The organism is Streptomyces sp. NPDC017940, from assembly GCF_044328435.1.
In the GTDB taxonomy this organism is placed as follows: Bacteria; Actinomycetota; Actinomycetes; order Streptomycetales; family Streptomycetaceae; genus Streptomyces.
Genome location: NZ_JBIRHJ010000004.1, coordinates 52,444 through 65,440 on the forward strand (window position 1 = coordinate 52,444; position 12,997 = coordinate 65,440).

The following is a 12,997-nucleotide window of genomic DNA, read 5'->3' on the forward strand; positions in this document are numbered from 1 at the left end:
GGCGGCTCGGGCCCGCAACGGGTCGCGCCGCCCCCCGACCGCCCTCGGGCACCGTATCGACGCGGTGCCCGAGTGCGGTCGGTGCGAACCGGAGCGGCTCAGTGCTCGTGACCGCCCGTGGGCGGCTTCGCGTCCGGTGTCCACTTCTTCGCCGTCTTGCCGTTGAGGTCCCAGACCACCTGGCCCGCGCGGACGGTGAGCTCCGCGGTCAGCTTCTGCGTGCCGTCGATCCGGAAGCCGAAGCTGTCCACGTACCCGAACGTGCCCTGCTGGCGGGCGAGCACCGCGATGTCAGCGGGCGCTCCCACCGAGAGGTTGCCCAGGTCGGTGCGCTTGATCGCCTTCGCCGGCTTCCACGTCGAGGCGTTGATGACGTCCTTCAGCGGCATGTTGAGGGCGAGGAACTTGGACATGACGTTCGTCTGGTCCTTCATGCCCGAGTTCATGCTGCTGATGTGCAGGTCCGTGGAGATGGCGTCGGGCGTGAACCCTGCCTTCAGCGCCGGGACGGCGACCCTCCAGCCGAAGCTGCCGCCGCCGTGGCCGACGTCGTAGAGGACACCGCGGTCACGTCCCTGCTGCATCGCCGGGTTGAGCTTGCCGTCCTCGCCCAGCTCACCGCGGTTTCCGGAGTAGGCGTGCGAGTAGATGTCACCGGGGCGCAGCTTCTCGGTGAGCAGCGTCTTCAGGGGGCGCTCGGGGCGGGGCTCACCGAAGTCCACGAGGACCGGGACGTTGGCGTCCTTTCCGGCCTGGAGGGAGTTGTCGACCGGCGTCCATTCCGGTCCCTCGTAGTGCGCCGTCTTGATGCCGACGATCGTGTCGGGGTGCTGCCGGGCCTTCGCGACGGCCGGGCCCGGCTTCATGTCGCTGAGGTCCTGCTCCGCGGGGTTGCCCGCCATGCCCTTGCCCACGATGTTGAGGAAGGCCAGTACGCGGGTCTTGGAGCGGTCGATGGTGTTCTTCTTGAAGAGGTCGAAGTTCGCTGCGCCGGCGGATCCCGCGTCCACCGCGGTGGTGACGCCGGAGCGGAAGGTGAATCCGTCGGGGGCGACGCCGTTCTTGCCGTTCGCGTACGCGTCCTCGGGGCCGGTGAAGAGGTGGGCGTGCAGGTCGATCAGGCCGGGCGTGACGAAGTTGCCCTCCGCGTCGACGACCTGCTTGGTAGCCGCGGTGTCGATGTACGCGGCGACCTTGGCGATCTTCCCGTCCTTGACGGCGACGTCACGCAGGTCGTCGATGCCGTTCTTGGGGTCGATGACGTGACCGCGCCGGATGACGAGGTCGTACGCCTCCGCGGTGTCCGCCTTCGTGCCGGAGGACGCGCCGGTGGAGGGGGTGGCGCCGACGGTGGCGCCGAGGACCAGGGCGATCGCTGCGGGCAGAAGGAGTCGGTTGAGCCGGTGTCTCGTGGGCATGCGGATTCCCATCTCAGCTGACGGCGATGCGGTCGAGGCAAACGTGTCCAACAGGGAGCGAGTCAATCCGTGTTGAGGCCACCTAGGTTCGTGTTCCCGCACGAGACCACGCGATTCCGGCCACAACAGGAGGGATGCTGAAACACGGGTGCCGTGCTTTCGGACGGTGACTGTGTTCGGCATTCCAGGCCTCTTCGTGCCGTGCAGTCACGAAAGGTGAGCACCGGGTAGTCCTTGCAGGACATCAGCCGGTTCCCGTAGCGGATCCGACGCGACCGGGCATGAATGACAGCCTCGTTCGCTGCCGATGTCCAGCCGTCGTTGAACGCTCAACTCCCCCTTTGAGCATGGCTGTTGCCCGCCGGTTGCTGCCACGGACGCGACCGTCCGGCTAAAGCCACGCTATTGCATCCTGTGCACTTGACGGCTTTTCCCACACCTGGCTATTGCACCCTCTGCACCCGACAGCTTCTCCATCTCTCGGCTGTTGCATCCTCTGCACTCGGCGCCCAATGAATTCTGACCGGAAACACACAGCTCTCCCACAGGACCGAGGAGCGGCCTCGCCGTCGCTGCCGGTACCACCGCCCCGACGACAGCGAAGCCCACCGACGGCCGGACTCTCGTACACCGACTGTGACGGCGACCCGAGTGTGTCCCGGGCGTCGCGGCGTATGACGCATATGGGTACGAAGCGGAACCGGCGGCCCGGAGGTGGCACTTGCGGTGGCGCGCGCGTCAGCGCACCCACCCGGACGGCGCTTCGGGGCTGCGGCGAGTCACCTGCCGCAACCCCTTAACAATTCCGCCGACGTTTCTGTGAAATGTTGCCCCCGGTAAGCGTCTTGCGAGTCAGTGACGCGCCGAGTGATAGTTCCGGACACGGCGAGACCCCACACTCCCGTCAGGCAAGGGCCACCCCTCAGCGAGGCGGAGTCTGTGCATTCGCGCAACTCCATCGCGGGTTCCTGTCTGCTATTTGGAAGGAATGAACGTGCGCAATTCCCGTAAATTCGGCATCGCCGCGGTAGGCGTCGTCCTCTCGGCCTCCGCGGTCCTCGGGACCCAGACCGTGGCACAGGCGCAGGACTCGGTGTCCACTCCGCGCTACCAGCCCGAGATGGTACGGGCGCTCGCTGCTTCCCTCGGTGTCAGCGAAGAGGCCGCGATCGACCGCCTGGACCGGCAGGACGCACAGCAGGACAAGCTCGACGGTCTGCGGAAGAGAGGCATATCCGACGACGGGGCGTTCTTCGACGCCGCCGGCAAGCTGACCGTCAACGCCACCGGTGCCGACGACGCCGCCCGGATCGAGAAGGCGGGCCTCGACGCCCGCTCGGCAGCCCGCGGCCAGGACGAGCTCGACGAGATCAAGGCCGAGCTGGACGCCGCAGCCCGCGAACGCACCCCCTCGGGGGTCACCGCCTGGTCGGTGGACCTGGCCTCCGACAAGGTCGTCGTCAAGGTCAACAACACCCGGGGAGCCGCCGCCAAGGCCTTCCTCGCCGAGGCCGCGAAGCACGGCTCCGCCGTCAAGGTCGTACGGAACCAGAAGAAGCTCGAACCGCAGGCCGCGATCTACCCCGGCAGCAAGATGACGATCAACAACTCGTCGGGGTACTGCTCCGTCGGGTACGGGGCCCGGGACCAGTCCGGCAGGCAGTACCTCGTCACCGCCGGGCACTGCGTCGCCAACCTGCCCACCCTGCGGTTCGACGGCACCGCCTTCGCGAAGGGCACCAAGACCCGCTACGCGCTCGGCACCCGCAGCGTCGACATGGGAATCGCCACCATCAACTCCGGCCACTCCATCACCACCACGGTGGGCACCTGGGGTCAGGCCGGCAATGTGGCCGTCAAGGGCAGCAGCCGCGCCACGTCCGGCGCGGCCCTGTGCAAGTCCGGCGCCACCACGGGGTGGACCTGCGGCGCGGTCGGCTCGTACAACATCACGGTCACCTACACGGACCCCAACGGCGGCCCCGACACGGTGGTCACGGGCCTGGCGTCCTCCAGCGTCTGCACCGAAGGGGGTGACAGCGGGGGTGCCTACATCTCCGGGAACCAGGCCCAGGGCATGACCTCCGGCGGCCCGATCGGCCAGCAGTGCTCGGGCGTCAACTCCCGCGGCTCCTCCTACTTCCAGCCGCTCGACGACACCCTCCGCTACTACGGCCTGACGCTCAACACCAACTGAGCACCCGCAGCACGAAACGGGCAAGTCCCGCAGCACGGCCGACCACGGGCCGCTCACCCGTTAGGGTGGGCGGCCCCCGGCCGCTCCTCGCACCAAGACGGCCATCGAGCCGCCCGCTGGAAGAACGCATGCCGAACACTTTCGACGACGGGCCCGACGCGACGTTCGCGACCGTCTTCCGCCAGGCCCTGCGTCGACGCGGGCTGCCCCTGGAACGCATACGCGACCACCTCCAGGCCCATGGGGTCCACGTCAGCCTCGCCACCCTCAGCTACTGGCAGAGCGGACGCAGCCAGCCCGAGAAGGCGCAGTCCCTGCGCGCGGTGGACGCGTTGGAGCCCCTGCTCGGCTTCCCGGCGGGCACACTGCGCTCGTTGCTGGGTCCTCGTCGTCCCCGTGGCTGGGCGCCCCCGCACAACCCGACCGCCGTCCGCGACGTCTATGGCGAGAACTCCGACGTCGAGCAGGTCCTGGGTGAGAGCTTTCCGCAGTTCAACGCCGGTGTCCGGCATGTGGTCATTCACGAGACGGTCAACGTCAACGAGCACCGCTTCGTGGACGAGACGCGGGTCACCATGGTGGTACGAGCCGTGCGCAGCGGCGTCGGACACCTGACGGTCATCCACTCCCTGGACTCGCCGGAGGCAGAGACGATCGCGCTCAGCGTCCCCTGTGGACCGCCGCCGCCCATCCGGTTCCTGCCGGGGGTGGACTGCGTGGCAGCCGACCTTCCCCTCGCTCGGCGGCTGGCGGCGAACGAGACCGCGGTCGTCGAGTACACACTCCGCGCCGATTCCACCGCGGGGGTCTCCACTTTTCACGAGCGCCGGGTCATCTCGCCCTTGCGGTCCTATCTGCTCCAGGTGCGTTTCCACCCCCGGGCGGTCCCCTCGAACTGCTGGCACCTCTACCGCAAGCAGCTCGGCGACGAACCGCAGAGCCGTCACCGTGTGACCCTCGACGAATTCCACACGACGCATTTGTTGCCCACGAAATGCACACCCGGTGTGTACGGCATCGAATGGGAATGGCCGGACTGAGTGGCGACGTGAACGACGCCCGGGGCGCACGAGCTGCCGCCAGGCCGCCCCGGGGCGGACAAGCTGCCGCCTGGACCGTTACGGTCTCCGGGTGACCGAACTACAGACCTTGCGTGCCACCCGTGAGTCCTACGACGCCATCGCCACCACCTACGCCGAGCTGTTTCAGGACTCCCTGCGCGAGCGTCCTCTGGAGCGCGCGCTCTTGAGCGCCTTCGCGGAGCTGGTGCGTGCGGACGGCGAAGCCGATGCCGAGGTCGCCGACCTCGGCTGTGGGCCGGGGTACGTCACAGCCCACTTGCGGGAGCTGGGGCTGAACGCCTTCGGTGTCGACGCCTCCCCCGTGATGATCGGGCTCGCTCGCGAGTCGCACCCCGGGTCGCGGTTCGAGGTGGGTTCGATGGCCGCGCTGGACATCGAGGACGGCGCGCTGGGCGGGGTGCTCTCGCGGTGGTCCGTCATCCACACCCCGCCGCAGGACATGCCCGGCGTCGTGGCCGAGGTCGCCCGGGTGCTGGCTCCCGGCGGGCATCTGCTGATCAGCTTCCCCGCCACCGACGGCCCCCACGACGAGACGCAGGCCTACGACCACGCGGTGGCAACGGCCTACCGCTGGTCCCCCGACCGTTTCGCAGCGCTCCTGCACGACCACGGACTGACCGAGGCAGCCCGCACGGTGATCGAACCGAAGCCCACCGACAAGCGGCAGTTCCAGGAGGTCCAGCTCCTCGCCCGCAAGGCCTAGTCCCGGGCTGCCAGGCGCACTCCCTGCGGCAGCCGGGGCCCCCGGCGGGCGGCACAGGCACAGGCACAGGCACAGGCACAGGCACAGGCACAGGCACAGGCACAGGCACAGGCACAGGCACAGGCACAGGCACAGGCACAGGCACAGGCAAAAGCAAAAGCAAAGGCGAGGAGATGTCTCTCCTCGCCACTCTCAACTTATAGCGCACCAGGGGGCTTGCGGCAATACCCGGGTAGTGGCGCAAACTCCTCCTCCAAGGCCACAACCTGCGGAGATGAGGGCACGACGTGCGTGTGTTGTCGGTGTACGGGGGACGCGGTGGCGTCGGACCAGAGGTGGGATCCGCGGGCTCGGCAGAGCCTGGGACGCGGGTGCTGCGGCTCCGGGGGCCGGTACCGGACATTGCAACGCCGGTGCCAAGATGTGCGACACCGGTACCGGAACTTGCGACACCGGTACCGGAACTTGCAACGCCGGTACCGAGACCGACCACGCCGGTGCATCGATCGGCCGGTGCCGGGCGACGACGGAGCACGGCCGCCTCGGAGGTGGCGCGATGACCGGGCAGTACGTGCGGGGTCTGGAGGAGATCGACGAGTCGCAGATCGCGGTCGTCGGTGGCAAGGGCGCGCACCTGGGTGGGCTCTCACGGATCGGAGGCGTCCGCGTGCCGGCCGGCTTCTGCGTGACGACGGACGCCTTCCGGCGGGTCGTTGCGGACGCGCCGTCGCTGGCCGATCGGCTCGACCAGCTGTCGCGTCCGGACCCCGACGACCGGGAGACGATCCGTACGCTCAGCGCGGAGATCCGCCGGGCCGTCGAGGGAATCGGCGTACCCGACGAGATCGCGGCGGCGATCACCCGCAAGCTCGGTCGGCTGGGTGAGCACGCCGCCTACGCCGTCCGGTCCAGCGCGACGGCCGAGGACCTGCCGACGGCGTCCTTCGCCGGCCAGCAGGACACGTACCTGAACGTGATGGGGCCGACGGCCGTGCTCCGGCACATCAGCCGGTGCTGGGCGTCCCTGTTCACCGAGCGGGCCGTGATCTACCGCGTGCGGAACGGCATCGATCACCGTACGGTCCACATGGCCGTCGTCGTGCAGCGGATGGTTCTCCCGTACGCGTCCGGAATCCTGTTCACGGCCGACCCCGTCACCGGCAACCGGAAGGTCGCCACGGTGGACGCGGGCTTCGGCCTCGGTGAGGCCCTGGTCTCCGGCCTGGTGAACCCGGACGTCTTCAGGGTGCGGGACGGCGAAGTCGTCGCCAAGGAGATCGCCACCAAGGAACGCGCCGTTCAGGCACTTCGCTCCGGCGGTACGCAGGAAGTGGCGATCGACCCGCGGCGGCAGGGGCAGCCCGCGCTGACGGACGCGCAGGTCGTGGAGCTCGTGCGGCTCGGGCGGCGGATCGAGGCGCACTTCGGCCGCCCGCAGGACATCGAGTGGTGCCTGGCCGACGACGGTTTCCAGATCGTGCAGAGCCGGCCGATCACGACCCTGTTCCCCATCCCCGAGACCGAGGACGAGGACCCCCACGTCTACGTCTCCGTGGGCCACGGGCAGATGATGACCGACCCCATGAAGCCCCTGGGGTTCTCCATGTGGCAGCTGACGGCCATGGTGGCGATGCACGAGGCAGGCGGAAGGCTGTTCGTCGACGTCACCCAGCGGCTGGCCTCTCCCGCGAGCCGCGCCGCTCTCCTCGATGCCATGGGGAAGAGCGATCCGCTGATCAGGGACGCTCTGGAGACCGTCATCGAGCGCGACGGTTTCGTACCGTCGCTCCCGGACGCGGTTCCCGGCGGACCCGCGGCCCGGGGTGCGGCCGCCCCGATCGAGACCGATCCTGCCGTCGTCACCGAGCTGATCGAGCGCAGCCAGGAGTCCGTCGCCGCTCTGGAGCGCGACATCCGGACGAAGAGCGGACCGGCGCTGTTCGACTTCCTCCTCGAGGCATTCGTGGAGCACAAGCGAGTCCTCAGCGATCCGCTGAGCTATAGGGCGCTGATGGCGGGGATGGATGCCACGGAGTGGCTCAACGACAGGCTGCGGGAGTGGCTGGGCGAGAAGAACGCCGCCGACACGCTCACACTGTCCGCGCCCGACAACGTCACGTCGGAGATGGGCCTTGCCCTGCTCGACGTCGCGGACGTGATCCGTCCGCACTCGGAGGTGGTGGCGTTCCTCCAGGGCGTCGAGGGCGTCGAGGACGAGGACTTCCTGGACGAGCTGCCGAAGCTGTCGGGCGGTGCCGAGGCGCGCGATGCCATCGAGGCCTACCTCGACCGGTACGGCATGCGCTGCGTCGGCGAGATTGACATCACGCGACCTCGCTGGCGCGAGCGCCCCACGCTGCTGGTGCCCGCGCTCCTCGACAACGTCAGGAACTTCGAGCCGGGGGCCGCCGGGCGCCGCTTCGAGGAAGGGCGGCAAAGGGCGCGGAAGAAGGAACAGGAGGTGCTGGCACGCCTGCGGGCCCTGCCGGACGGGGAGCAGAAGGCCGCCGAGGCCAAGCGGATGATCGACCGGGTCAGAACCTTCATCGGGTACCGGGAGTACCCCAAGTACGACATCGTCAGCCGCTACTTCCTCTACAAGCAGGCACTGCTGCGGGAGGCCGAGGGCCTCGTGCGGGCCGGTGTGCTCCCTGTGCCGGAGGACATCTTCTACCTCACGTTCCAGGAACTCGGCGACGTCGTGCGCTCGCACCACGTGGACGAACGGCTCGTACAGGAGCGCAAGGACGCGTTCCGTGCGCACCACGCGCTCATGCCGCCACGGGTGCTCACGTCGGACGGTGAGGCCGTCACGGGGGCGTACCGGCGCGACGATGTGCCGGCCGGTGCCCTGGTCGGTCTCGCGGTCTCCGCCGGGACCGTCGAGGGGAGGGCCCGTGTCGTCCTGGACATGGCCGATGCCGATCTCGAAGCGGGCGACATCCTGGTCACGGCCTTCACCGACCCCAGCTGGTCGCCGCTCTTCGTCGGCATCGCGGGCCTGGTGACGGAGGTGGGCGGCCTGATGACGCATGGCGCGGTGATCGCCCGGGAGTACGGCCTGCCTGCCGTCGTGGGCGTGGAGCAGGCCACCCGGCTGATCCGGGACGGACAGCGGATCCGCGTGCACGGTACCGAGGGGTACGTCGGGATCCTGCCTTGACCGGGCCGGGCCACACCTGCGAAGCCCGCTGCGTGGCAGGCGCATGAATCTCTTGCTCCCTCCCATGTGTCACCCCCTACAGTGCACTTGCCGGTTACGGGCGTGATTCGTGGGTGGGAGAGGGAGGGTCTCGTGCACAAGCCGCGCGCTGGGCGTGGGGGGCGAGGTGTGCTGTTCGCGGTGCATGTGCTGCGCGGCCAGGCACAGGTCGTGTTCCTGCCGAACGCCCTCACGGGGGCGGTCTTCGCGATCGCGCTCGTCGCGGCGGACTGGTCCTATGCGGTGTACGGGCTGCTCGGCACGGCCGTCGGCACGGGCACGGCGCGGTTCCTCGGTGTGACGGGCCAGCGCGTGGCGGCGGGCACCGAGGGCTTCAACGCCTGCCTGGTCGCGGTGGCGTTCGCGGTGCTGCTCGGGCCCTCGCACGCGTCCACCATGGTCCTCGCCGCCGGTGGCTGTGTGGTGGTCACCGTCGTCACCGCGGCCACCGCCGGGCTGCTGCGCGGCTGGGGGCTGCCCACGCTCACGCTGCCGTTCTGCCTGACGGCCAGCGCGATGGCGATGGCGGCTCCGGGATTCCACCGGGCCTGGCACGGCGGCCCGAGCCCGGCGGCCCTCAGCGGCGCCGCCACGGGGTCGGCGCACCTGCAACTCGTCGACGTCGGGCGCGCGTTCTGCGCCAACATCGGCCAGGTCTTCCTGCTGCCGCAGTGGTACGTGGGGCTGATCCTCCTGGTCGGCGTGTTCGCGGCCAGCCGCCTGGCCGGGGCGATGGCGTGCGTGGGCAGTGCCGTGGGCACCGGCACCGCTTGGGGCCTCGGCGCCCCGGCGGACCGCATCACGGCGGGGGTGATGGGGTACAACGCCGTGCTCGTGGCGATGGCGCTCTGCGGAGTGCTGCTCGTGGCGGACCGGTGGAGCCTCGGGTACGCGGTCGTCGGGGCGGCGGCGGCCACGGTTCTGGGGCCGGCGGTGGAGGCACTCGCGTCTCCGGCCGGCGGCCACGCCTTCACCTGGCCGTTCGTCCTCACCACGCTGGTCTTCGTGGCCGCGGTGCCCGGCCTGCCACGGTTGCACCGTACGAGTACGCAGGTCGTCGCGGCGCCGCCCGGGAACGCCGACGCGGGGCGCACAACCGTCGTCTGAGGAGCTGGTCGCCGCCCTGCGACGAGTCGGCTCCCGCGTCTTTTCTGCCGACAGTTAATACCGGCCCGGCCCGGCCCGGTGATCGTTACAGTCCAGTCCCATGACGACGATCACGACGCGCACGGTCGAGTACCCGGCCGACGGTCTGACGATGACCGGGCACCTCGCGCTCCCGGCCGGTGTCGACCGCAGGCCCGCGGTGCTGCTCGGACCAGAGGGCACGGGTCTCAGCGACGTCGAGCGCCGCCGCGCCGACGCTCTCGCCGAGCTGGGATACATAGCGCTGGCCTTCGACCTGCACGGTGGGCGCTACTTGAGCGACCCCGAGGAGATGCTGGCTCGTTGCCTGCCGCTGCTCGCCGACCCCGACCGGATGCTGGGCATCGGCCACGCGGCGCTCGACGTGTTGCGCGCCGAACCGCGGACCGACCCCGACCGGATCGCCGCCGTCGGCTACGGCACCGGTGGCGCCGTCGCGTTGGAACTCGGGCGCGACGGCGTCGCCCTGCGGGCGATCGGGACGGTCAACGCGACCACCACGGGCCGCCCGGGCGAGGCGGCGCGCATGCGCTGCCCGGTGTGGGCCGGGGTCGGGTCGGAGGACCCGATCATGTCGCCCGCGCACCGGGACGCGTTCACCGCGGAGATGCAGGCCGCGGGCGTCGACTGGCGCCTCACGGTCTACGGCGGCGCCCTGCACGCCTTCCACCACCCGACGGTCGACCACCCCACGGTCCCCGGCGTCGGCTACCACCCCCAGCACGCGCGGCGAGCCTGGCGCGACGTCGTCGACCTGCTCGCCGAGTGCCTGCCCGTGCGGGGGTGAGACGGTCGCGTGCGGCTCGCGGCGCCGCCTGTTCCGTGCTCGAGCGGGCAATGTGGCCCAGGCGTGCCCTCGGCCGAGCTTCGGGCACGGGAGTTGTGGCACTGGCGGGCCCCGCGCTGAAAGCGGATTCTCCTGACGCGACGCGTCGATGGCGCGACAATGTCGGGAAGGTCGACCGACAGAGAATGCCGCCGTGGTGCCCGCCTCTCCGGACATCCCACGAGTGTGCCGGGAAGGGCAAGATGTGAGTGGGGTTCCGCAGCCGTCAGGCGTACCGAGCAAGCTCAACACCGGAGTCGCGCACAACGCACGGGTGTGGAACTACTGGATCGGCGGCAAGGACAACTACGAGGTCGACCAGCAGGTCGGTGACCAGGTCGCGTCGATGTTCCCCGTCATCCGGGACGTGGCCCGCGCCGACCGTGACTTCCTCGGCCGCGCGGTCCGCTTCCTGACCGCCGACCGCGGAGTGCGGCAGTTCCTGGACATCGGTACGGGACTGCCGACGCTGGACAACACCCACGAGATCGCCCAGCAGGTCGCGCCCGAGTCCCGGATCGTCTACGTCGACAACGATCCCATCGTGCTCGTCCACGCCCGCAGCCTGCTGATCGGCACCTCACAGGGAGCCACCGACTACATCGATGCCGACGTCCACCACCCGGACAGCATCATCGAGGGCGCCTCGGCGACCCTCGACCACGACAGGCCCGTCGCGGTCATGATGCTGGGCATCCTCAACTTCGTACTCGACACGGACGAGGCGCAGGACATCGTTCGCCGGATCATGGCCTCGGTCCCCTCCGGCAGCCATCTCGTCCTGACCCACCCGACCACCGACACCGACCTCGGTGGCCAGGGCAACGTCGAGGCCATGGAGTTCTGGAACGAGAACGCCACCCCACCGATCACCGCCCGCACCCGCGCAGAGGTCGGCGCCTTCCTCGAAGGCCTGGATCTCCTTCCTCCCGGCCTCGTCTCGTGCTCGCGGTGGCGTCCCGAGACGGACTCCGCCCCCGTACTCCCGCAGTTCGGGGCGGTGGCGGTGAAGCCCTGAGCGGCGAGCGCCGCCTCGCAGACCTGGTGGTTCAGTACTGCCCGTCGACCGGGATCCAGCCGGACCACGTCTCCGGCTGGTAGAACTTGCCGTTGTCGCCGTTGTAGCGCAAGGCCCGCAGCCGCACGTTCCCGTCCTCGCGGTAGTCCTTGTCGCAGGTCGCCCAGGTGTCGGCGCCCAGCCTGTTGACGCAGACCGCGGCAGGGCGGCCGTAGTCGGTGTAGACCCCGACAGCAGCCGACATGCCGTCCTTCTCCGTGTCGCGGGACCAGATGATGTCGCCGTGTGGCTGGAAGCAGCCCTTCGCGCCGTAGGCGGACGTCGCTCCTAGGCACGCTTCGGCTGCCGCGGCGGCCCGGGGCGTTCCGCCCAGGGACGGAACAGGGGTCCCGGCCGCCGGGACGACGCCTTCGACGATCTCCACATCCGCAGGCATCGGCACTTCCACCAGATGTCCCGTCGGGTCAGCGGCCGGCGCGGGCGGCGCGGCGGTGACCGGGAGCACAAGCGCTGACGCACCGGCGAGAACGCCCAACTTCCGCGAGGTCGTGCCCGGCGTCGAAGACGGCTCCGGTGACGTCGTGGGCCATGAGCCGCATCTGGGACTCGCTGCGGTCGCCGAGGAAGGCCGAGCCGCCGAGAGCGAGGACCGGGATGTCCAGCTTCTCCCGCGCGGCCCGCCGGTTCTGTTCGGCGTCGACGAGCATCGCCCGGTAGACGGAGAGCATCGCCCGGATGCCTCCGGGCATGGAGTAGCAGCGCACGTACTCGTCGATCGCGTCGGGAGTGGCGGTGTCGGGGTGGCTGCGCTCGGACTTGAGCATGTAGGTGATGAGTTCACGCTCGTGTCCGGCGATCAGCATCTCGGGTACGTCGGGCTGGAAGTAGAAGCCCAGGTGCCACAGGTGCATGCCGCTGGACACGTTCTCGGGGGTGAGGGCCGTGTGGTCCTCGAAGCCGAACCCGGGGAAGAGTGCCTCGGCGAACACGAGGGAGCTGACGTGGTCCCGGTGGCGGGCGGCGAGTTGATAGCCGATGACGGCGCCCCAGTCCTCGCCCGCCACGGCGTAGGTCCCGTGTCCGAGGTGGTCCATCAGCGCGGCGATGTCGTCGCTCATCGTCGCGGAGTCATAGCCGTCCGCGGGACGGGCGGAGTCGCCGAGACCGCGCAGGTCCGGTACGACGACGGTGTGCTGGGGCGTCAGCTTCGGGAGGAGGTGGCGCCAGTGGTAGCCGGTCTTGGGCACGCCGTGGAGCAGCACCACCGCGGGGCCGGTGCCGGCCGTCCGGTAGTGCAGGCTCGTTCCGTTGACAGCGGCACGCCCCGTGCGGACGGGCGTGCCGTCATGGTCGTACATCATGGTTGTCCAGCCTTCTCGGTGTGGTCGGGCTTGTGGATGTGCTG

The 12,997-nt window shown here is 69.8% G+C and carries 10 protein-coding genes; 7 read left to right on the top strand and 3 right to left on the bottom strand.

What is annotated here, in order from left to right; all coding sequences use genetic code 11:
• Positions 1–98: 98 nt before the first annotated feature.
• Complete coding sequence (locus ACH4DX_RS14725; protein ID WP_398122485.1) at positions 99–1,418, bottom strand: amidohydrolase/deacetylase family metallohydrolase; 1,320 nt, start codon at positions 1,416–1,418, stop codon at positions 99–101.
• Positions 1,419–2,406: 988 nt separating this feature from the next.
• On the opposite strand from ACH4DX_RS14725, the gene ACH4DX_RS14730 reads away from it, so the two are divergent.
• The 7 genes from ACH4DX_RS14730 to ACH4DX_RS14760 all read left to right on the top strand — a co-directional run bounded on the left by ACH4DX_RS14730 (position 2,407) and on the right by ACH4DX_RS14760 (position 11,592).
• Positions 2,407–3,615, top strand: a complete 1,209-nt coding sequence (locus ACH4DX_RS14730; RefSeq protein WP_398155325.1) for an alpha-lytic protease prodomain-containing protein — start codon at positions 2,407–2,409, stop codon at positions 3,613–3,615.
• Between the two features lie 128 nt (positions 3,616–3,743).
• Complete coding sequence (locus ACH4DX_RS14735; protein WP_398122487.1) at positions 3,744–4,655, top strand: hypothetical protein; 912 nt, start codon at positions 3,744–3,746, stop codon at positions 4,653–4,655.
• Between the two features lie 91 nt (positions 4,656–4,746).
• Positions 4,747–5,400 (top strand): class I SAM-dependent DNA methyltransferase, encoded by a 654-nt coding sequence (locus ACH4DX_RS14740; protein ID WP_398155326.1) that lies wholly within the window; start codon positions 4,747–4,749, stop codon positions 5,398–5,400.
• 556 nt (positions 5,401–5,956) lie between these two features.
• Complete coding sequence (gene rph / locus ACH4DX_RS14745) at positions 5,957–8,563, top strand: rifamycin-inactivating phosphotransferase (protein ID WP_398155327.1); 2,607 nt, start codon at positions 5,957–5,959, stop codon at positions 8,561–8,563.
• A gap of 132 nt (positions 8,564–8,695) precedes the next feature.
• Positions 8,696–9,709, top strand: coding sequence for an urea transporter (locus ACH4DX_RS14750; RefSeq protein WP_398155328.1), 1,014 nt, complete (start codon positions 8,696–8,698; stop codon positions 9,707–9,709).
• 100 nt (positions 9,710–9,809) lie between these two features.
• Positions 9,810–10,535: a dienelactone hydrolase family protein gene (locus tag ACH4DX_RS14755; RefSeq protein ID WP_398155329.1), complete on the top strand. Its 726-nt coding sequence runs from the start codon at positions 9,810–9,812 to the stop codon at positions 10,533–10,535.
• 244 nt (positions 10,536–10,779) lie between these two features.
• Complete coding sequence (locus ACH4DX_RS14760) at positions 10,780–11,592, top strand: SAM-dependent methyltransferase (protein ID WP_398155330.1); 813 nt, start codon at positions 10,780–10,782, stop codon at positions 11,590–11,592.
• A 31-nt stretch (positions 11,593–11,623) separates the two neighbouring features.
• Here the strand turns inward: ACH4DX_RS14760 and ACH4DX_RS14765 are convergent, their stop codons facing one another.
• Positions 11,624–12,127: a hypothetical protein gene (locus ACH4DX_RS14765; RefSeq protein WP_398155331.1), complete on the bottom strand. Its 504-nt coding sequence runs from the start codon at positions 12,125–12,127 to the stop codon at positions 11,624–11,626.
• Positions 12,057–12,953, bottom strand: a complete 897-nt coding sequence (locus tag ACH4DX_RS14770) for an alpha/beta hydrolase (RefSeq protein ID WP_398155332.1) — start codon at positions 12,951–12,953, stop codon at positions 12,057–12,059. Before ACH4DX_RS14770 ends, ACH4DX_RS14765 begins: the two co-directional genes overlap by 71 nt.
• Between the last annotated feature and the right edge of the window lie 44 nt (positions 12,954–12,997).